The 19,169-nt window shown below is 75.4% G+C and carries 17 protein-coding genes; 5 read left to right on the forward strand and 12 right to left on the reverse strand.

Translation table 11 applies throughout. The annotated features are described in order from the left end of the window. The first annotated feature begins 180 nt into the window (after window positions 1–180). Window positions 181–624: a MarR family winged helix-turn-helix transcriptional regulator gene (locus tag IE98_RS0106580; RefSeq protein WP_030265636.1), complete on the forward strand. Its 444-nt coding sequence runs from the start codon at window positions 181–183 to the stop codon at window positions 622–624. A 53-nt stretch (window positions 625–677) separates the two neighbouring features. Here the strand turns inward: IE98_RS0106580 and IE98_RS0106585 are convergent, their stop codons facing one another. From IE98_RS0106585 to IE98_RS0106610, 6 genes are all read right to left on the reverse strand, one after another. Beyond that, window positions 678–1,592: a ScbA/BarX family gamma-butyrolactone biosynthesis protein gene (locus IE98_RS0106585; RefSeq protein ID WP_052390200.1), complete on the reverse strand. Its 915-nt coding sequence runs from the start codon at window positions 1,590–1,592 to the stop codon at window positions 678–680. A 329-nt stretch (window positions 1,593–1,921) separates the two neighbouring features. Then, window positions 1,922–3,019 carry a 3-oxoacyl-ACP synthase III family protein gene (locus tag IE98_RS0106590; RefSeq protein WP_078660807.1) on the reverse strand — a complete coding sequence of 366 codons (1,098 nt, stop codon included), beginning with the start codon at window positions 3,017–3,019 and terminating at the stop codon, window positions 1,922–1,924. A 130-nt stretch (window positions 3,020–3,149) separates the two neighbouring features. Continuing rightward, on the reverse strand, window positions 3,150–3,830 hold the full coding sequence (locus tag IE98_RS0106595; protein WP_030265645.1) for an HAD family hydrolase: 681 nt from the start codon (window positions 3,828–3,830) through the stop codon (window positions 3,150–3,152). Between the two features lie 90 nt (window positions 3,831–3,920). Beyond that, window positions 3,921–5,030: a ScbA/BarX family gamma-butyrolactone biosynthesis protein gene (locus IE98_RS0106600; RefSeq protein WP_052390201.1), complete on the reverse strand. Its 1,110-nt coding sequence runs from the start codon at window positions 5,028–5,030 to the stop codon at window positions 3,921–3,923. A 300-nt stretch (window positions 5,031–5,330) separates the two neighbouring features. After that, window positions 5,331–6,281: an aldo/keto reductase gene (locus IE98_RS0106605; RefSeq protein ID WP_030265650.1), complete on the reverse strand. Its 951-nt coding sequence runs from the start codon at window positions 6,279–6,281 to the stop codon at window positions 5,331–5,333. 112 nt (window positions 6,282–6,393) lie between these two features. Further along, complete coding sequence (locus IE98_RS0106610; RefSeq protein WP_234443427.1) at window positions 6,394–7,941, reverse strand: MFS transporter; 1,548 nt, start codon at window positions 7,939–7,941, stop codon at window positions 6,394–6,396. 115 nt (window positions 7,942–8,056) lie between these two features. Between IE98_RS0106610 and IE98_RS0106615 the strand changes: the two genes are divergently transcribed. Both IE98_RS0106615 and IE98_RS0106620 read left to right on the forward strand, forming a co-directional pair. Continuing rightward, the gene (locus IE98_RS0106615) at window positions 8,057–9,634 is read left to right on the forward strand and encodes an FAD-dependent monooxygenase (RefSeq protein WP_030265654.1); all 1,578 of its coding nucleotides are present in this window, start codon (window positions 8,057–8,059) and stop codon (window positions 9,632–9,634) included. 148 nt (window positions 9,635–9,782) lie between these two features. Continuing rightward, window positions 9,783–10,973 (forward strand): NAD(P)-dependent malic enzyme, encoded by a 1,191-nt coding sequence (locus tag IE98_RS0106620; protein ID WP_052390202.1) that lies wholly within the window; start codon window positions 9,783–9,785, stop codon window positions 10,971–10,973. A gap of 81 nt (window positions 10,974–11,054) precedes the next feature. On the opposite strand, the gene IE98_RS44300 is transcribed toward IE98_RS0106620, so the two are convergent. The 6 genes from IE98_RS44300 to IE98_RS0106650 form a co-directional block, all read right to left on the reverse strand. Beyond that, entirely contained in the window at window positions 11,055–12,245 is a 1,191-nt protein-coding gene (locus IE98_RS44300) for an AMP-binding protein (RefSeq protein ID WP_052390203.1), read from the reverse strand. 95 nt (window positions 12,246–12,340) lie between these two features. Continuing rightward, window positions 12,341–13,009 (reverse strand): TetR/AcrR family transcriptional regulator, encoded by a 669-nt coding sequence (locus IE98_RS44305; RefSeq protein WP_159400840.1) that lies wholly within the window; start codon window positions 13,007–13,009, stop codon window positions 12,341–12,343. Window positions 13,010–13,409: 400 nt separating this feature from the next. After that, window positions 13,410–14,033: a ScbR family autoregulator-binding transcription factor gene (locus IE98_RS0106635; RefSeq protein WP_030265662.1), complete on the reverse strand. Its 624-nt coding sequence runs from the start codon at window positions 14,031–14,033 to the stop codon at window positions 13,410–13,412. Between the two features lie 274 nt (window positions 14,034–14,307). Continuing rightward, complete coding sequence (locus IE98_RS0106640; protein ID WP_030265664.1) at window positions 14,308–15,078, reverse strand: glucose 1-dehydrogenase; 771 nt, start codon at window positions 15,076–15,078, stop codon at window positions 14,308–14,310. Window positions 15,079–15,341: 263 nt separating this feature from the next. Further along, the gene (locus IE98_RS51880) at window positions 15,342–16,148 is read right to left on the reverse strand and encodes an antibiotic biosynthesis monooxygenase (RefSeq protein WP_030265667.1); all 807 of its coding nucleotides are present in this window, start codon (window positions 16,146–16,148) and stop codon (window positions 15,342–15,344) included. A 511-nt stretch (window positions 16,149–16,659) separates the two neighbouring features. After that, window positions 16,660–17,730 carry an aldo/keto reductase gene (locus IE98_RS0106650; RefSeq protein WP_030265670.1) on the reverse strand — a complete coding sequence of 357 codons (1,071 nt, stop codon included), beginning with the start codon at window positions 17,728–17,730 and terminating at the stop codon, window positions 16,660–16,662. Window positions 17,731–17,968: 238 nt separating this feature from the next. On the opposite strand from IE98_RS0106650, the gene IE98_RS0106655 reads away from it, so the two are divergent. Both IE98_RS0106655 and IE98_RS0106660 read left to right on the forward strand, forming a co-directional pair. Next, window positions 17,969–18,289, forward strand: coding sequence for a putative quinol monooxygenase (locus IE98_RS0106655; protein ID WP_043173553.1), 321 nt, complete (start codon window positions 17,969–17,971; stop codon window positions 18,287–18,289). Continuing rightward, complete coding sequence (locus IE98_RS0106660; RefSeq protein ID WP_030265675.1) at window positions 18,286–19,158, forward strand: NAD(P)-dependent oxidoreductase; 873 nt, start codon at window positions 18,286–18,288, stop codon at window positions 19,156–19,158. The genes IE98_RS0106655 and IE98_RS0106660 overlap by 4 nt, the downstream gene beginning before the upstream one ends. Window positions 19,159–19,169: the final 11 nt, after the last annotated feature.

Genomic DNA, 19,169 nt, shown 5'->3' on the forward strand with positions numbered 1-19,169 from the left:
GTGTGTCGGACCGGTCCCGCCCGGGCGGCCGGGAGGCCCAGGGCCCGCCGCGGGCCGCCCGGGCACGGGCACGGCGCAGCACCGCGCGGCGGCCCCGGAACGGACCGACCGCGCGGTACGGTACCGCCTCCGCGACACGCAGGCTTCATATAGGCCTAAGATGCCTGATATACAGGGGGCATGACGATGCCTATCGACCAGCGCCTCGGCCACCACATCAAGCGCGCCGAACAGGAGCTGATCGCGGCCAAGCATGCGGCGCTGCGCCCGTTCAAGCTCAGCACCCCGCAGTACACCGTGCTGCTGGTGCTGTCGGAGGAGCCCGGGCTGTCCGGGGCGGCCCTGGCCCGGCGCTGCCTGGTCACGCCGCAGACGATGTCCTCCGTGCTGGGCACCCTGGAGGGACGCGGGCTCGTCGAGCGCAAGCCGCACCCGATCCACCAGCACATCCTGGAGGCCCGGCTGACCAGGAGCGGCCGCACCCTGCTGGCCAAGGCCGACCAGGCGGCGATGGCGGTGGAGCAGGCACTCGACGCCGAGTTCGACGGCGAGGAGCGCGAACGGCTGCTGGCCCTGCTGGGCCGGGCCGCGGCGGCGCTGTCGAACGCGCCGACCGGGGCCTGAGCCCCCGAGGCACCCGCGCCGTCCCGTGGCGCGGGCCCGGACCGGACGGCGGCTCAGCCGGTCGGCAGGACCCGGAGGCTGCCCTGCGCCACGGTCTCGCCGCCCTGCTCCATGACGACCTCGACCGCCGTTCCGTGCACCGAGGCGGCGCCCGTTCGGGCCCGCACCAGGCAGGGTTCGCCGAACTCGACGTACCGGCGGAAGGACGCCGAGAGCCCGGTGACCAGCGGCGCGGGCCGGCCGGTGGCGAGGCAGGCGGCCTGCCGCATCGCCTCGACCAGCACCATGCCGGGCACGTGGTCGACCTCGTGGTCGAACAGCACCGGGTGGCTGCGCTCCGAGCGGACCTGCCAGACCTGCGGCTCCGCGGTGGGCGCGAGCACCACGTCGGCGGCGCGGTCGCGGCCGACCAGTGGCGGCGGCACGGGCAGCGGCGGCAGCGGCCGCTCCTGCGCGGCGGCCGTCCGGTCGCCGCGCAGTCTGCGGTAGGCGCCCGGGGTGGTGCAGCTGAGCGCGCCGGTGGCGGCGCCGAGGGCGCGGCCGTCGCGCAGCACGTGCATCCGGATCCGCATGCCGGCGAGGCCCGTGCCGCGGCGGCGGACGTCCTCGCAGGTGGCCATCAGCGAGAGGTTGGCGGGCGCACCGGTGAAGGCGAGCGCGGCCGGGTCCGCCTCGAAGGCGACGTCCCACATGAGGAAGTGCCGGTCGAGCGGGACGCCGAAGGCGGTGTGCGCGACGACCAGGCCCGCCTGGCGGACCGTCTCCGCCAGCAGGACGGGGTCGTACCAGCGGTCCGCCACCGGCAGGTGGAAGCCGTGGCCGCGGGGCCATTGGGCGCCGAGGACGAAGTCCAGGTCGCCGACCGGCCGGCAGTCCGTCAGGAGCACCTCCGACACCGCGGCCCGGTGCACGAGCGCACGGTCGACCGTGCGGGCGAACAGCACGTCCTCCGGACGCACATCCAGCATCTGGGACACCGTACAAATCCCCCTTCGGGCGTTCACCGGGTGTCCCCAATCCTACAGACCAACCGGTTTGTTTTCGAAGGGGTTTTCGGCTCGGCCCGACCGGTTTTGACATCCCTTTACTGAACACCGACGGAGCGTCAGACAACCGTCACCGGGCGCTCCTCCGTACGCCGCCCGGGCGGCACCCGGACGTGGTGCACCCGCCCCGGAGCGACCGGAGCGACCGGAGCGACCGGAGCGACCCGGAGCAACCGGACCGCGGAGGGCGCGGACAGGCCGCGGGGCCCGGCCGGCCGTCCGGTCCGGGTCCCGCGGCCCGCCGGGCCCGCTCAGCGCAGGGCGGCCCCGGAGAGCAGCCCCCAGGAGGCGAGCCGGTCGGCCGCCTCGTCCTCGGCCCGGTACACCGGCTCGCCGAGCGGGCCGACCGGCTGGTCCACGGCCCAGCGCAGCAGGGCGGCACCGATGTTCATCCCGCCGCCGAAGCCGGCCAGCAGCACCAGGTCGCCGCGCTCCAGGCCGCCGCGGCGGTGCACGGTGTCGAGGGTGACGGCCACCGAGGCGGCGCCGGTGTTGGCGTGCCGGTCGACCGTCAGGTGCATGGTGGCGCCGGGCAGTCCGAGCTCGGGCCACACCTGGTTCAGCATCACCCCGTTGGCCTGGTGCGGCACGAAGTGCCGGACCTCCCGGGCGGGCACCCCGGCCCGCCGGAGCAGCGTGGAGACCGCGCCGGGCAGCGCCTCGTGGACGAAGCCGCGCACCGCCCGTCCGTCCATCCGGAACCAGTGCCCGCCGTCGGCGACCGTCTCCGCCGAGGCCGGCCGGCGGCTGCCGCCGGCCGCGACCCCGATCAGCCGGTGCTGGTCGCCGCGGCCCTGCAGCAGGGTCTGCACCACGCCGAGCCCGGCCGGGACGGGTCCGAGCACCGCGGCGCCCGCGCCGTCGCCGAACAGCACGGCGGTCTTCCGGTCCTCCCGGTCGAGGATCCGGGAGTAGATGTCCGCGCCGATCACCAGTCCGTACGGGGCCGCCGGGTCGGTGCCGCCGCGGAGCATCTGGGTGCCGACGGCCAGCCCGTAGACGAAGCCGCTGCACACGGCGTTGACGTCGAAGGCGGCGGCCCGGCGGGCGCCGATCAGGTGCTGCACGATGCTGGCGGTGGCGGGCTGCGGATGGTCCGGGGTGGACGTCGCGACCACCACGAAGGCCAGCCGGTCGGCCGTCACCCCGGCCTGCCGGAGCGCTCTGCGGGCCGCCTCGGCGGCGAGGTCGGAGGTGGCCTCGTGCGGGGCGGCGCGGTGCCGCCGGCCGATGCCCGTCCGCTCCTCGATCCACTCGGCGGTCACGCCCGCCCCGGCCGCGACCTCCTCGTTGCTGACGACCTCCGCGGGCACGTACGAGCCGGTGCCCACGATGCCGATCGGTGTCATGGTCCCCTCCTGTCGTCGGTGCGGGCCTACCGCCGCGCGGTACGGCCCCGGCCGGGTGCCGTCCGCGCCGCTCCCCCGGGCCCGCCGGGCGGGGGTGCGCGGGCGCGGGGGTGTCTCGGCACCCCCTGGGTCAGACCGCCGCCCGCACCGGCTCGGCCGGCACCAGCCGCTGCCAGCCGGCGAGTTCGGCGTGCGCGGTGAGCACCGGGTCGTCGCCGACCGCCACCGGCCGGCCCACCGCGGCGAGCAGCGGGATGTCGCTGGAGTGGTCCCCGTACGCCGCGCAGCGGGCGAGGTCCAGGCCGCGCACGCCGGCGACCGCCGAGGCGACCCGGCCCTTGACCGCGCCGATCACCGGGACGACCACCTCGCCGGTGAGCCGGCCGCCGCGGACCACCGGCCGGGTGCCGACCGTCCAGTCCGCCCGCAGCTGGGCGGCGATCGGGTCGAGGCAGGCGAAGAAGGAGCCTGAGACCAGGACGAGGGCGTCGCCCGCGGCCCGGTGCCGCTCCGCGGCGTCGACCGTCTCCGGCACGAACAGGTCGTCCTCGACGGCCCGTTCGAACCAGGCCTCGCCGGCCGCGGCCAGCCGCTCGGCGCTCTCCCCGGCGTACAGCCGGTAGTAGGCGCGGTTGACGACCTGCCGGGGCGTGCCGGCCGCGGCGGCGGCCCTGAGGTCGGCGGTGAGCCGGGCGAAGGTGCCCTCCGGCTCACCGCGGCGGCGCAGGTAGAACTCCAGGAAGTGGAACATGCTCTTGACCCGGACGAGGGTCTCGTCCACGTCGAAGAAGGCGGCGGCGGTGCTGGACATCGGTCTCCCCCTGCTGTGCTGTCGGTCGGTCACGGGACCGGGCCGCACCCGGCCGGTGCGCCCGGGCCCGCCGGGTACGCGTACAGCCTGCTAGCCGCGGATGCGCGCCAGCGAGAGGACGAAACGGGCGATCGACTCGCCGTTCTGGCGGGCGTCCACCACGACCGGCAGCTGGGTGACCGCGGCGCCCGGCTCCGCCTCGTCCAGGTCGAGCGGGCCGCCCTGGGTGTAGTACGTGTGCTCGCCGGCCTCCGCGCCGAGCGGCTTCTCGTCGCCGAGGGTCGCCGTCAGCACCGTCCGCGGCTCCAGTTCGCCGAACCGGGCGAAGGTGACCGCCAGGTCGACCGGGAAGGTCTTGGCGGCGGACAGCCCGCGGGTGTCCAGCGCGGTGAACAGGGCGAGCTGGCGGGCGGCCTCGGCGAGCACCATGCCCGGCAGGTGGTCCTGCGGGTGGTCGAACATGCTCGGGTTGCCGGCCGGTATCCGCAGCAGCGCGGTGGCGCCGCCGTCGGCGAGCCGCGGGTCCAGCAGCACCACGTTGCGCGGGTCGGCGCGGCCGACCAGGTCCGGGGCGGCCGGCAGGCCGGGGCCGTCCGTGCCGCCGGTCTGCGGCGGCAGCACCGCGGTGCTGGGCAGCTCGGCGCCGTCGCGGTTGCGCAGGCGCATCTCGCGGTAGCCGGCCGGGTCGCGGAAGCGCAGACCGACGCCGGCCCAGCCGATCACGGTGCCGTCCACGGTGAGGTCGACACGGTGGTCGAGGCCGGTCACCCGGCCCTCGCGGACCCGGCGGTCCGTCACCGTCACCTTGAGCACCAGGTCGAGCGGGCTGTCGCCGATGGTCAGCAGCTGCGGCCGGATCAGGTGGATCCGCAGGAAGGTCAGGATGAACTTGTGGTCGGTCGGGATGCCGTGGAACAGGTGCGCCCCGGCCAGGGTGGCCTGCCGCGCGGCCTCCAGCAGCAGCACCGCGTCGTGGGTGCCGGGCCGGAGCAGGTGGTCGCCGTAGTAGGCGTGCGAGCGGGGCAGCTGGGCGGCGGCCGTGTAGTGACCGTCCTCGTCGCCGCGCAGGTCGGTGACGAAGACCTCGCCGACGGCGTCCCGGTGGACCAGCCCGCGGTCCAGGGTGGTGGCCCAGGACAGCGGGACTGCCTCGGCCGGGTGACGCGGTGCCTCGACGGGGGCGAGCGGTGCGGTGGTCATGCGGTTCCTCCTCGTTGCTCCTCGGATGCGGTCCAGGGGTCGGCCTGGCACCGGTGCGGCGGGCGCCCTCGGTGCGGGTGCCCGCGGCGGGCGGGCCCGCCGGGCCGCGGCCGCCGCCCGGTGGGGGGGTGGCCGCGGTCCGGGCGGCGGGGCGCCGCGATGGTTGCGGTGGCGGTTCGCCGGTGGTGCGCGTGGTGGCTGCGGTGGCGGTTCGCCGGTGGTGCGCGTGGTGGCTGCGGTGGCGGTTCGCCGGTGGTGCGCGTGGTGGCTGCGGGGACCGGCCGGGGGCGCGGCCCGCCGTCAGTACCGGGTGCCGACGGCGGTGGCGCCGAGCCGGGTCAGCAGTGCCAGGTCCTCGGCGTCCAGGGCCAGGTCGCCGCCGCGGGCGTTCTCCTCCAGGTAGGCGAGCCGCTTGGTGCCGGGGATCGGCACCACGTGCTCGCCCTGCGCCAGCACCCAGGCCAGCGCGACCTGCGAGGGCGTCGCGCCGTAGCGGGCGGCCACCTCGGCGACGCCCTCGGCCAGCTTCTGGTTGGCCTCGATCGCCTCCGGCTGGAAGCGCGGGTTGCCCTGCCGCCAGTCCTCGCCCTCCAGTGCGGCGGCCGAGGTGATGGCGCCGGTGAGGAAGGCGCGGCCGAGCGGCGAGTAGGCGATGAAGCCGGCGCCGTGGCGGGCCGCCCACGGCACCACCTCGTCGAGCTGGTCCTGGCTCCACAGCGAGAGCTCGCTCTGCACGGTGGCCACCGGGTGGACGGCGTGCGCGGCGTCGAGCTGCCCGACGGTCGCCTCGGAGAGGCCGATCGCGCCGACCTTGCCCTCGCGGACGAGCTCCGCGAGCACGCCCCAGGACTCCTCGACCGGCACCGCCGGGTCGACCCGGTGCAGCTGGTAGAGGTCGATCCGGTCGACGCCGAGGCGGCGCAGCGAGCCCTCGGCGGCGGCGCGCAGGTGCTCGGGGCGGCCGTCGGGCAGGATCTCGCCGTCCCGGACGACCAGGCCGGCCTTGCTGGCCAGCACGATCTCGTCCCGCCGGTCGCGGATCGCGCGGCCGACCAACTCCTCGTTGGTGTGCGGGCCGTAGACGTCCGCGGTGTCGATCAGGGTGACGCCGAGGTCGATCGCCCGGTGGATCACCCGGATCGACTCCGCGTCGTCGCGGCGGGTCGGGCTGTAGGCGAAGCTCATGCCCATGCAGCCGAGGCCGATCGCGCCGACGGTGATCCCGGTGCTGCCCAACTGTCGTGTGCGCATGGTGCGGTGTTCTCCTCTGTCGAAGGGCGGTGGGGTGTTCGTGGGTGTGGGGGCGGTGCGGAGCCCGGGGTGCGTCCGGCGCGGGCACGGGGGCGGCCCGCGCCGGACGCGGTCAGGAGGTGCTCGTGAGCTCCCGGTCGCGGACCACCGCGAAGGTGGTGACCGCCCCGATCAGCGCGAGCACGGCGAGGACGACGAAGCCGGTGTGCATCGCCGACGTGAGGGCGTCGGCGGCCGCGTCCGAGGCCGCAGTGCGGACGCCGGCCGGCAGGGTGCCGAGCTGCTCGCCCAGCCGGCCCTGCACGGCGCCGCCGGCCAGGGCGCGTTCGCCGGCCGCGTCCAGCCCCGGCACCCGGCCCTGCAGGCCCGCGGCGGAGAGGCCGGCCAGCAGCGCGCCGGCCCCGGCGATGGCCACCGACTCGCCGGTGATGCGCATGGTGTTGAAGATGCCGGAGGCCATGCCGGAGCGCTCGACCGGGACGACGCTGACCGCGGCGTTGTCCATCACGCCGAAGGCGCTGCCCACGCCGATGCCGAACACCGCGAGCGGTCCGGTCAGTTGCGCCCAGCCGGCGTCCGGGCCGAGCACCACCAGCCAGAGCGAGCCGGCGGCGATCAGCGCGGAGCTGGCGGCGAGCATCACCCGCAGCGGCAGCCGGGCGGCGATCCTCCCGGCGACCAGCGGCAGGGCCAGCACCGGCAGGGTGAGCGGCAGCAGCAGCGCGCCGGCCTCGGTGGCGCTGCGGCCGCCGACGCCCTGCAGGTACTGCGGAAGGTAGACCAGCAGCACCACGAACCCGAAGGTGATGGTGAACGGCTGGCAGACCACCACCACGAAGGTCGGCCGGCGGAACAGCGACAGGTCGAACATCGGCCGCTCGACGCGCTGTTCGACCAGCACGAAGAGCAGCATGAACAGGGCCGCACCGACCAGTGAGCCGATCGCGGCGACGCTCGTCCAGCCCTGCTCCGGGCCTTCGACGAAGTACAGCGCCAGCAGGCCCAGGCTGCCGCTGAAGGTCACCAGTCCGCCCCGGTCGACGCGGCCGGCGGCCGGGTCGCGGGACTCGGGCAGCCGTGGCACCAGGGCGAGCACGACCGCCCCGAGCACCACGTTCAGCAGGAACACCGCCCGCCAGCCGACCGAGCCCACCAGCACGCCGGCGACCAGCGGGCCGAGCGCCAGGCCGAAGCCGAAGGAGGCGCCGAGCACGCCGAACGCCCTGGCCCGGGCCGGCCCGTCGAAGGAGGCGGCGAGGACCGCCGCGCCGCTGGTGAGCACCCCGGCGGCGCCGACGCCCTGCAGCGCCCGGGCGAGGTCGACCAGCACGATGTTCGGCACCAGCGCGCAGACCAGCGACATCGCCAGGAACACCTGGATGCCGATCAGCAGCACCCGCCGCCGGCCGAACCGGTCGGCGAGGCCGCCGGCGGCCAGCAGGCAGGCCGCGAAGGTGACGCCGTAGGCGTTCTGCACCCACTGCGCGGCGCCGACGCCGGCCCCCAGGTCGGTCGCCAGCGCCGGGAGCGCCACGGCCGGCCCGGTGACGGTGAGCGGCAGCATCACGCTGGCCAGCGCGACCGCCACCATGATCGCCGGGCCGCCGGCCGTGCGGCCCGCGCGCGGCGCGGCCAGGTCCTGCTCCGCCAGGACGCTCATCACTTCCCCCATCCATCAGTCATCTACGTACTTCACAAACCGAGACGACCATAAGATATCTTATGCACAGCGTCAATCTGCTACTCAGCCTCCGGGCAGACGAGGAGTCAGTTCCATGACAGACAAAGCGATCACCGCATCGGACGTCGACGTCCTGGTCGTCGGCGGGGGACCGACCGGCATGCTCGCCGCCTGCGAGCTGCTGCGTCGCGGCGTCCGCGTCCGGATCGTCGACCGCGCGCCGACCGCCGCCCGCCTCCCCAAGGCCCTGCTGCTCTGGCCGCGCACGCTGGACGTGCTCGACGACCTCGGCATGCTGGACGCGATCCGCGCCGCCTCCGTCCGGATCAACGCCTTCCGCTACTACTCGGACCGGCGGCCGCTGGGCACCTTCGGCTTCACCGAGGACCTCGCCCCGCTCTGCCTGCCGCAGAGCGCCACCGAGGAGGTCGTCGAGGCCCGGCTGCACGAACTCGGCGGCAAGGTCGAACGCGGCGTCCGCCTGCTCTGCTTCGACAGCCTCGACTTCTCCGGCCGGATCGAGGCCACCGACGGGGTCACCGCCGTGCTGGAGCACCGGGACGGCCGGATCGAGCGCACCCGGGTGCCCTTCGTCATCGGCGCCGACGGCGCCGGCAGCGCCGTCCGCGCCCAGATCGGCACCGGCTTCCTCGGCAGCACCTACGAGACCGCCTTCGCCCTGGTGGACGCCCCGATCGAGGGCGAACTCCCGGCCGACCAGGCGCACTACTACCAGTCCCCGCAGGGCGCGCTGGTCGTCGTCGCCCTGCCCGACGGCATCTTCCGCTTCTTCTCCAGCCTGCCGCCGGGCCAGGAGGTCGGCGTCGCGATGATGCAGGAGATCGTCGACGAGCGCGGCCCGCAGGGCGTCCGGATCGGCGAACCGGTCTGGCAGAGCGTCTTCCGGGTGCACGCCCGGCACGCCGGGGACTTCCGGCTCGGCCGGGTCTTCCTCGCCGGCGACGCCGCCCACGTGCACAGCCCGGCCGGCGGTCAGGGCCTCAACACCGGCCTGCAGGACGCCCACAACCTCGCCTGGAAGCTCGCGGCGGTGATCCACGGCGAAGCCCCCGCCGCCCTGCTCGACGGCTACGGGCCGGAGCGCTCCGCGGTCGCCCGGCGGGTCGTCCGCGACACCGACATCCAGACCCGCGCATGGCTGGTGGACGGCCCGGCCGAGGTCCTCGTCCGGGACGCCGCCTTCCGGCTCGGCGACCGCACCGGCCTGCTCTCCCGGCTCTACGGACCGGTGATGGCCGGACGCCGGCTCGCCTACCCGCCCCTGCGGGAGACCCAGGAGCCGTCCGGGTTCACCGGCTGCCGCCTCCGCGGGCGGCTGCCCGGCGGACTGCGGACCGGCGCCGTGCTGCCCCGCCCGCTGGCCGCCGCGACCGCACCGGCCGGCTCCGACGGGGAACCCGCCGGCTGGACCCTCGCCGCCGTCGGCCCGGCCGGCTGGGCCGCCGAACTGGACCGGCGCGCCGCCGGACGCCCCGCGGTCCGGACCGCCCGCGTCCCGCTGCCCGTCGCCGTCCGGCACACCGGCTGCCACCGGCCCGGCTACTACCTCGTCCGCCCCGACGGGCACATCGCCGCCCACGGCCACGCCCGCGACCTCGACCGCCTCACCGCCGAACTCACCGCCCAGCTGGGCCCGGCCGCACGTCCCTGAGACGCCGGCGGGCCCGCCCGCCGACCGCCGCACCCGCCCGGCCGCCGTCCCGGCCGGCCCCGCCCGCGGCCCCTCCGCAGGCCACCGGCCCCAGTCAGCGCTCCACCAGCGACGGGACAGCCCGTCCCCACCCTCCCGGAGGACCCCGATGACCGACCTCGCCCCGCCCGTGGACCCGATCGTGCCGTTCCTGGAGCCGGTCTTCGACCTGCACCGCGGCGGCAAGCTGGAGACCCGGTCGACCGTGCCGCTGCGCGGCACCGACGACCTGTCGCTCGCCTACACCCCCGGGGTCGCCCGGGTCTGCACCGCCATCGCCGAACACCCGGAGCTGGCCCACGAGTTCACCTGGGCGGCGAACACCGTCGCGGTGGTCAGCGACGGCACCGCCGTCCTCGGCCTCGGCGACATCGGCCCGGCCGCGGCCCTGCCGGTGATGGAGGGCAAGGCCCTGCTGTTCAAGGAGTTCGCCGGCGTCGACGCGGTGCCGGTCTGCCTCGGCACCACCGACACCGAGGCGCTGATCGCCACCGTCCGGCACCTCGCCCCCAGCTTCGGCGGCATCAACCTGGAGGACATCAGCGCCCCGCGCTGCTTCGAGATCGAGGAGCGGCTCCGCGCCGACCTGGACATCCCGGTCTTCCACGACGACCAGCACGGCACCGCCGTGGTCGCCCTCGCCGCCCTGCGCAACGCCGCGCGGGTCACCGGGCGGCCGCTGTCGGAGATGCGGGCCGTGGTGGCGGGTGCCGGCGCCTCCGGCGTCGCCGTCAGCCGGATCCTGCTGGCCGCCGGGATCGGGGACATCGCGGTCGGCGACAGCAAGGGCCTGCTGCACCCCGGCCGGACGGACCTCAACCCGGTGAAGGCCGCGCTGGCCGCCGACAGCAACCGGGCCGGCCACCGGGGTTCGATCGAGGGGGCGCTGCGGGGCGCGGACGTGTTCATCGGGCTGTCCGGGGCGACGGTCGCGGAGTCGGCGGTGGCCGCGATGGCCCCGGACGCGATCGTCTTCGCGCTCTCCAACCCGACGCCGGAGATCGAGCCGTCCGTCGCCCGCCGGTACGCCGCCGTGGTGGCCACCGGCCGCAGCGACCACCCCAACCAGATCAACAACGTGCTCGCCTTCCCGGGGATCTTCCGCGGCGCCCTGGACGTCCGGGCCCGCACGATCACCGAGGGCATGAAGCTCGCCGCGGCCGCGGCCATCGCCGAGGTGGCGGCCGACGACCTGTCCGCGGACCGGATCGTCCCCAGCCCCTTCGACCCGCGGGTGGCTCCCGCCGTGGCCGCCGCCGTCGCCGCCGAGGCCCGCTCCGCGGGAGTGGCCCGCCGCTGACCGCCCCACCGGCGGGGCACCGAACGGCCCGGGGGCCGGACCGCCGTCGGCGGTCCGGCCCCGGTGCGGAGTCCGCGGGGCTCAGCCGGTGGGCACCGCCGCCGCGACCACCTCGAACGCGTCGGGGGCGCCCGCGACGGCCTGGCGCAGGGTCAGGTGCCGGGCGAGGACGCACTCGCGCACCCAGTCGCACAGGTACCGGTCCGAGGGCGCGCCCTCGACCGTGCGGACGGAGAGCTGCAGGCGCTCGGTGGGCAGCCCGGCGTCGAGCACCTCGGCCCCGGCCGCCGCGACCTCCTCCACCGAGGCGGCCAGCGCGACGAGTTCGGCCCGGCCGAAGCGGGCGCCGCGGAAGGACAGGACGTCCGCCGAGCGGCCGAGGACGCGGATGCCTGGCTGCGGGGCGCCGCACGGGCAGTCGGCGAACTCGCCCGTGTCGCCGGTGCGGTAGCGCACCAGCGGGGTGACGGCCAGCTCGTGCAGGGTGCTGACCAGGATCTCGCCGTCGACCAGCTCGACGTACTGGTGCGGCAGCGGGTGGAAGACGTCGCGGGCGCAGCGCGGTCCGTTGCAGCCGATCGCCCAGGTCTCGACCGAGCCGTACAGGCCCCAGACCGCGGCGTCCGGAAGGACCTCGGCGAGCAGCCGGGCGGTGGCCCCGTCCAGGCCGACGCCCACCCAGAGCAGGGTGCGCAGCCAGTCCGGGCGGCGCCCGGTGAGCCGGCAGTGCTCCAGCAGGGCGCGCAGGGTGGGGGTGTCCGCGGCGAGCGCGGTGGCACCGCACTGCTCGAAGAAGTCGACCAGGCGGCCGAGGTCGTCGGCGTCGGGGGTGCCGTAGGGGATGGCGGAGCAGCCGGAGAGTGCCGCGAGCGCGTTGCAGAGGTCGTGGACCGGCCAGAGCCGGGTGCCGCGGGAGAGGTTGAGCAGCACGTCGCCGGGGGCGAGCGGAGACCAGGCGCGCAGGATGTCGCCCGCGAAGAGGCAGCTCGGCACCAGGGTCGCGGAGGGTTCGGCGGTGGTGCCGCCGCCGAGGTAGAGCACGGCGCCGCGGTCCTTGGCGAGGCCGCCGCGGACGCCGGACCAGACCGCCGCGCGGAGTTCCTCGGCGGAGAGCGGGTCGAGGATGCGGAGGTCGGCGGCGCGGCGGTCCGCCGCGCCCCGGTATTTCTCCGCGAGGCCGGGAAAGCCGACGGCCCGGTCCAGGAGCGCCCGGACCTGCGGTGCGGTCGGTTCGGCCGCACCGGCCGCAAATCCCCCCGTCTGCAGTGACATGCGCCGCGTCCTTTCACGAATCGACGGTTTTCCGAGGCGCGCACGCACGTTCCACGCATCGGTAGGAACGATTCAAGAACCGACCGACCGGTTTGTCAATTGCCGAGGTCAGCGGGCACGGCTTCGCAGTCCGCGGCCAGGAACGGACAGCCGCCGGCGGGCGGCGCGGCGAGGCCGGGCAGCACCGCCCCCCAGAGCCGGGCGACCATCTCGGTGCGGCTCACGCCGGCGTTGCGCTCGCAGATCAGCAGCACGCCGGCGGCCATCGCGGTCAGCGCCATCGCCGCCTCGCCCGGCACCACGCCCTCCCGGAGCTCGCCGCGGTCCGCCGCCGAGGCCAGCAGGGCACCGATCGGCGCCATCCACTCCGGAGGGCCCCCGCCGGCCGCCAGCGCGAAGCCCTCGGCGCTGTCGAGCCGGACGCCGGAACGGCAGACCGGGTCCCGGTCCAGCAGCCCGGCCACCGCCACCGCGACGTCCACCACGGCGTCCAGACCTGCGCCCGGGCCGTGCGCGGCCACGCACTCGGCGGTCAGCCGGCGCAGTTCGCCGCGGGCCTCGGCGCGGACCGCCTCGATCAGCTCGCCCTTGGAGCGGAAGTGGTAGTACAGCGCCCCCTTGGACACCCCGGCGGCCCGGCTGATGGCGTCCAGGCCGGGCAGCGCGTCGCCGCCGAGCACCTCCACGGCCGACTCGTCCAATGCCGTGGCGGCGGCGACGATCAAGCTCCGCCGGGTCCGTTCGGCGCGCTCCTGACTGGGCACGGCACCCACCTCTCCTCTGCTTCCCACAACGGCGGGTCGGTGCCCGCCGGACCGGCCCGACCAGGGCCGCAGGGCCCCGGAAGCGGTTGCCGCCCCGAAGTGAAACCGACCGAAGTCGCTGTTATATAAGTATCAAATGACCAGGCCACGACAAGTATTTCCCCCGACGCCGAGCCCATTCCGGAAATCACGAAGACGACACAGACTCGCCGCACCGGACGGCCCGGCGGACGGGTGGGGGCGCAGGGGAATCGCCGGGCACACCGGGAAGGCCGGGGAAGCGCGCGCTATCGCCCGGAGCACCGGGAGGAACGGTGGGTCACGGGGCGGCGTCTGACGGCGCGTGCGCCACGGGACCGTCCGGCGCCCGCCGGCGGCACCGCAGCCGCGGTACGGGCGGTCAGCCGGCCGGGACGGGCTCGGGCGCGGTCAGCCGGAGGCGGCCGGCCCACTCCGGCACGGCCAGCCCGGGCAGGATGAACGCCCAGAGCTCGGCGAGCCGCTCCTCCAGGTCCTCGCGGCGGGTGAACACCTGGGAAACGATCTGGGTGCCGGTGAAGGAGCTGATGACGAACCGGGCGGCGGCGTCGACGTCCAGGTCCAGCCGGACGGAGCCCTCCCCCTGGGCGCGCAGCAGCAGGGTGCGGACGAGGTCGATCGAGGCGACGTACGGGCCGGGCGAGGGCTCGGAGAAGGAGCTCTCGATCGCGAGCCGGATGCTTGCCCGCACCGTCGGGCTCTCCCGCAGGGCGGCGGCCATCGCGTACGACACGTCGACGATGGCCTGCAGGAAGGGGCCGGTGGCGGTGGCGGCGCTCTCCAGGGTGCCGACCTCGGCGCCCTGGATCTCCTCCGCGATCGCCTCCTTGGACGGGAAGTGGAAGTACAGCGCCCCCTTGGTGACGCCGGCCCGGGCCAGGATCTCCGACACGCTCGCGCCCGCGAAGCCGCTGTGGTCGAAGACCTCGGCCGCGGCCTCGACGATCCGCTGGCGCGTCCGCTCCGCCCTCTCCTGTCTCACCATGGCCATCCTCCCGACCTCGCAGCAGTTCGCAGCGCATCGTAGTGCACCGGCCAGTACAGCCGACGATAAAACAGTCGATCCCGTAGGTTTGTTCCGGCGATCGGACGCCCGCGCACCGGCGGAACCGGGCCGGTCGCACCTGATGCTCCGACACACATACGGACCGTTCGGTATGCAGAACGGCCCGCCCGGAGATCCGGACGGGCCGTGCGGCGAGCGGGCGTGCGGCGGGCGGGTGTCGGGCCGCCCTGCGGAGGCCGTGCCGCCGTCGGGGTCAGCGCACGGTGTAGCCGCCGTCCACCGGCAGGACGGCGCCGGTGACGAAGGAGGAGCGCTCGCTGCAGAGCCAGGCCGCGGCCTCCGCGATCTCCTCCGGTGCGGCCGTGCGCGGCTGCGGGGTCGCCTCGTGCAGCCGGGCCTCGATGTCGGGCCGGATCGCCAGCCACTGCTCGATCATCTCCGACCGGGTGGTGCCCGGCGCCACCGCGTTGACCCGGATCCCCTGGGCGCCGTACTCGTTGGCCGCCGCCCTGGTCAGGCCGACCACGGCGTGCTTGGAGACCACGTACGGCGCGGCCACCGGCGTGGCCACCAGCCCGGCGACACTGCTGGTGTTGACGATCGCCCCGCCGCCCGCGGCCAGCATGGCGGGTATCTCGTGCCGCATGCAGGACCAGACGCCGCGCAGGTTGACGTCGATGATCCGGTCGAAGACCTCCTGCTCCATCAGGTGCAGCGGGGTCTGCTCGGCGCCGTACCCGGCGTTGTTGAACGCGGCGTCGAGGCGTCCGTAGCGCGACACGGCCGTCTGCACGGCACGGGCCACGTCGGCGTCCGAGGTCACGTCGGTGACGGCGTAGCAGGCCTCCAGCCCCTTGCCGGTGAGCTCGTCGACGAGGTCGGCGAGCTGCTGCTCGCGCCGGGCGGCGAGGACGACGGCGGCACCCTCGGCGGCGAAGACCCGCGCGGCCGCGGCACCGATCCCGCTGCTCGCGCCGGTGATCAGCGCGACCTTCCCGGTGAGCAGGGCGTTCTGGACGGACATGGGCTCTCCCCCTGGGGGTTGCGGCCGGAGGCGGGACGGCGGGACACCGGCCCGCATGCGGGTGCGGCGGCCCGGCGTCCCGCCCTCACGGGACCCGGACCGCCGCACCCCGGACACGGCACAGCCTACGAACCACCGCTGACGAACAGTCAGGCGAGGTGGCCGGACCTGCCGGCGCCCGCCCCGCGGGCGGCTTCGCCGAAGGACGCGCGGGCCGCCGGCCGGAGCCGGACCGGGCCGTGGCACGCCCTCGAAGTCGCGCCCTACGCCTTGCGGTTGGGGACGGACCAGCCGCCGGGCCGGTCGAAGCCGGTGGTGGCGAGCGTGACGAAGAAGTGGGGGCCGACGATGTGGCCCTTGGCGACCACGTCCAGGTAGGCGGCGGCCGGAGAGCCGTTCAGGTGGGCCGTGAAGGCCGCCTCGTCGGTGAAGGTCTCCAGGAAGACGAAGCGGGTCGGGTCGGCCGGGTCCGGAACGAAGTGGAAGCCGAGCGTGCCGGGTTCACCGGTCAGCGAGAAGTAGCCGTCGGCCTTCGCGACCTTGAGGAACGCGTCCCGGTACTCCTGCTGCACGTTGGTGAACTCGGCGACCACGGTGAAGACGTGGCCGTCGTCGCCGCCGCTGGGCGCGACGCGGCCGGTGCCGTCGTCGGTCGCGAGCGAGTAGTTGGCCACGGTGGTGGCGGGGCCGGTGACGCCGTGGGCCGCGAGCAGGGCGGCGAAGTTCCGGGCGTAGGGGCCGCGGCGGTGCGCGCGGTGGGCGGCGGCGGAGGCGAAGGTCTCGGCGACGACGATCCGGTCCGGGTGGTCGGGGTCCGGCACGACGTGGACGCTCTCGGTGCCGGGCTCGTGCCGGCGGGAGGCGTAGCCCTCCTGCTGCGCGGCGGCGATGACGGTGTCGCGCGCGGCGGCCGGGATGTGCTCGTAGGCGGAGATCACCGTGTAGGCGACGCTGCTGTCGCCGAGGTTGGGCATGGTGGCGCCGGGGCCGGCGGCCAGTGCCCCGGGGGCGGTGCCGACCAGCAGGGCGGCGGCGAGGGCGGCCGGGAGCAGGGCTCTGACGGATCTCATGGTGGAACGTCCTTCCGGGTGGGTTCGGATGGGTGGGACCGGCCGCCCGGGCGGGCGGCCGGAGTCGGTGGTGCCGGCCGGAGCGCGGCCCGAGGGCGGCAGCGGTTCGCGGCCGGGGCAGCGGGCGGCAGCGGGCACGCCGGGTGTGCGGAACCGGGCGGCCGGCGGCGTCACGAGCCGCGGAGGATTCACGCGGCGGCGGGGCGGTGGCCTGCCCGGGGGCCGGCGGACCGGCGCGGAGGTGGTGGGCCCCCGGCCCGTGCGCCGTCGCCGGCCGGGGCCCGGGGCAGCGGACCGCGCACCCGCCCGGTCGGGTACTCACTGTTCCGCGCGTCCCCCGACCTGCGCGGCCGGGCGGAGAACGGGGGACGGGGGGACGGGGTACGGCGTGGGGGTGCAGGGTCTGTGCGGCGGGGTCCGCTCCGGGCGGGCCCCGCCGCGGTCGCCGCCGCCGCGACGGGGGACGCGGCAGCGGACGGATCGTCCGGTCCGGGGTCGGACCGGTCCCGGCTCAGGCCGGGTAGACGTCGCCGGGCAGCTTGCGGTCGGCGCCGACGGTGGCGATGTGCCAGTAGGGGTAGGGGACGCGGGCCTCGCTCACCTTGTCCAGGGCGGCCACCTCGTCGGCGGACAGCTCCCACTCCATCGCCTTGAGGTTGTCCTCCAGCTGGTGGATCTTGGTCGCGCCGATCACCGCGGAGGTGATCTGCGGCCGGGACAGCACCCAGTTGATGGCGACCTGGGCGACGGTGGCACCACGCGCCTCGGCGATCCGGGCCATCTCGTCGACGATGTCGTACGCCTGCTCCTGGTCGGTGAGCGGCGCGGACTCGGCCGGGGTGGCCTCGGCGAGCCGGCTGCCCACCGGACGGCCCTCGCCGCGGCGGTACTTGCCGGTGAGGAAGCCGCCGGCCAGCGGGCTCCAGGCGGTGATGCCGACCTTCTGGTCCTGGGCGAGCGGGATGATCTCCCACTCCAGGTCGCGGGCACCGAGGTTGTAGTAGCCCTGGTAGCAGACGAAACGCTCCAGGTTGCGGCGCTCGGAGACGGAGAGCGCCTTCATCAGCTGCCAGGCGGCGAAGTTGGAGACGCCGATGTAGCGGACCTTGCCGGAGCGGACGAGGTCGTCGAGCACCCGCAGGGTCTCGTCGAGCGAGGTCCGCGGGTCGAAGCCGTGCAGGTGGTAGAGGTCGATGTAGTCGGTGCGCAGCCGGCGCAGGCTCGCATCGACGGCCGCGTTGAGGTGGTGGCGGGTCGAGCCGAAGTCGTTCGGGCCGTCGCCGTCCACCCGCCAGCGGCCCTTGGTGCCGATGACCACGCGGTCGCGGACCTTCGACAGCGTCTGGCCGAAGAACTCCTCGCCCATGCCGTTCTTGTAGACGTCCGCGGTGTCGAAGAAGTTGATGCCGGAGTCCAGCGCGAGGTCCATCAGGCGGTGCACGTCCTGGTCCTGGACGGTGCCGAACTCGGACCAGTTGCGGTCCGGCGCCCCGAGGAAGGAGGCACCCCCGCCGAAAGTCATGGCGCCGAAGCAGAGTTCGGACACGGCCAGGCCGGTGTCGCCCAGGTAGCGGTAGCGCATCGGGGGTCTCCCTGTCGGTTCGTGGAACGGCTCCCCCGTCCCGGGGCAGCCACTGTAAGACTCGGGAAGACCATAAGATGTCGAATACCTATCGTCAAGCCGAAGGTGCCGACAGAATCTCCACTGCCATCAGATATCGAATGGTGCTACGGTTTCGATGCAAACGCGCATGACGGATCGTCATGCGCGCCGCGAACAGCGCTGTGAACAGCGCTGTGAACAGCCGGAGGAGAGCACCGTGAGCACTGTGACCGTGGTCGGCCGGGCCGTCGCCAAGCCCGGCAGGCGGGACGAACTGGAGCGCCGCCTGCGGGCGGTGATCGCCCCGACGCACGCGGAGGAGGAGAGCATCCACTACTCCATGCACCAGGACCTGGACGACCCCGACGTGTTCCTCGCCATCGAGCGCTGGCCCGGCCGGGAGGCGCTGGAGCGTCACCTCGGCACCCCGCACCTGACCGAACTGGCCGGGCTGCTCGACGACCTGCTCGCCGAGCCGCTGGAGCTGCGGGTGCTCGGCCAGCTGCACGAGGGCGACTCCCCCAAGGGCGTACTGTGAGCCGCACGACCGTGGCGGTGCTCGGCACCGGCATCATGGGGGCCGGCATGGCCCGCAGCCTGTGCCGGGCCGGTCTCGACGTCCGGGTGTGGAACCGCACCCGCTCCGCCGCCGAACCGCTGGCCGCCGCGGGCGCGGCGGTCGCCGACTCCCCCGCCGAGGCGGTGCGCGGCGCCGACGTCGTGATCACCATGCTGACCGACGGCCCGACCGTGCTGGAGGTCGTCCGTGCCGCCGCCGACGGGCTGACGGCCGGCCAGGTCTGGCTGCAGACCTCCACGGTGGGGCCGAGCGGCTTCGGCCCGCTCGCCGCCTTCGCCGCCGAGCACGGCCTCGACCTGGTCGACGCCCCCGTCCTGGGCACCCGGCAGCCCGCCGAGGCCGGCCGGCTCGTGGTCTTCGCGGCCGGCTCGCAGCGCGCCCGCGCCGCATCCGTCCACGTGCTGACCGCGGTCGCCGACCGCACCGTCTGGCTGGCCGACGACCCGGCGGGCGCGGCCGCCTCCCGGCTGAAGCTGGTCGTCAACAGCTGGGTGCTGGCCACCGCCACCGGCGCCGCCGAGGCGATCGCGCTGGCCGAGGGCCTCGGCCTGAGCGCCCGGGTGTTCGCCGAGACCGTCGCGGGCGGCGGCCTCGACAGCCCCTACCTGCAGGGCAAGGCCGCGGCCGTCGCCGCCGGGGACTTCTCCCCCGCCTTCGGCCTGGCCACCGCCGCGAAGGACGCCCGGCTGATCCTCGCCGAGGCGGACGCCGCCGGGCTGCGGCTGGACATGGCGGCGGCCGTCGCCGCCCGCTTCGCCCGCGCGGTCGAGCAGGGCCACGGCGGCAAGGACCTCGCCGCCACGTACCTGGTCAGCACCGACGGCTGACCGGCACCCGC

Source organism: Streptomyces sp. NRRL B-24484 (genome assembly GCF_000717715.1).
Taxonomy (GTDB): domain Bacteria; phylum Actinomycetota; class Actinomycetes; order Streptomycetales; family Streptomycetaceae; genus Kitasatospora.

Excerpts from the sequence above, each read along its gene's own strand:
- IE98_RS0106605 (WP_030265650.1), bottom strand. The coding sequence starts at position 6,281 with ATGCGCACACGACAGTTGGGCAGCACCGGGATCACCGTCGGCGCGATC.
- IE98_RS0106590 (WP_078660807.1), bottom strand. The coding sequence starts at position 3,019 with ATGACACCGATCGGCATCGTGGGCACCGGCTCGTACGTGCCCGCGGAG.
- IE98_RS51880 (WP_030265667.1), bottom strand. The coding sequence starts at position 16,148 with ATGAGATCCGTCAGAGCCCTGCTCCCGGCCGCCCTCGCCGCCGCCCTG.
- IE98_RS0106650 (WP_030265670.1), bottom strand. The coding sequence starts at position 17,730 with ATGCGCTACCGCTACCTGGGCGACACCGGCCTGGCCGTGTCCGAACTC.
- IE98_RS0106635 (WP_030265662.1), bottom strand. The coding sequence starts at position 14,033 with ATGGTGAGACAGGAGAGGGCGGAGCGGACGCGCCAGCGGATCGTCGAG.
- IE98_RS0106585 (WP_052390200.1), bottom strand. The coding sequence starts at position 1,592 with ATGCTGGATGTGCGTCCGGAGGACGTGCTGTTCGCCCGCACGGTCGAC.
- IE98_RS0106615 (WP_030265654.1), top strand. The coding sequence starts at position 8,057 with ATGACAGACAAAGCGATCACCGCATCGGACGTCGACGTCCTGGTCGTC.
- IE98_RS0106595 (WP_030265645.1), bottom strand. The coding sequence starts at position 3,830 with ATGTCCAGCACCGCCGCCGCCTTCTTCGACGTGGACGAGACCCTCGTC.
- IE98_RS0106620 (WP_052390202.1), top strand. The coding sequence starts at position 9,783 with ATGACCGACCTCGCCCCGCCCGTGGACCCGATCGTGCCGTTCCTGGAG.
- IE98_RS0106640 (WP_030265664.1), bottom strand. The coding sequence starts at position 15,078 with ATGTCCGTCCAGAACGCCCTGCTCACCGGGAAGGTCGCGCTGATCACC.
- IE98_RS44300 (WP_052390203.1), bottom strand. The coding sequence starts at position 12,245 with ATGTCACTGCAGACGGGGGGATTTGCGGCCGGTGCGGCCGAACCGACC.
- IE98_RS0106600 (WP_052390201.1), bottom strand. The coding sequence starts at position 5,030 with ATGACCACCGCACCGCTCGCCCCCGTCGAGGCACCGCGTCACCCGGCC.
- IE98_RS0106580 (WP_030265636.1), top strand. The coding sequence starts at position 181 with ATGACGATGCCTATCGACCAGCGCCTCGGCCACCACATCAAGCGCGCC.
- IE98_RS0106610 (WP_234443427.1), bottom strand. The coding sequence starts at position 7,941 with ATGAGCGTCCTGGCGGAGCAGGACCTGGCCGCGCCGCGCGCGGGCCGC.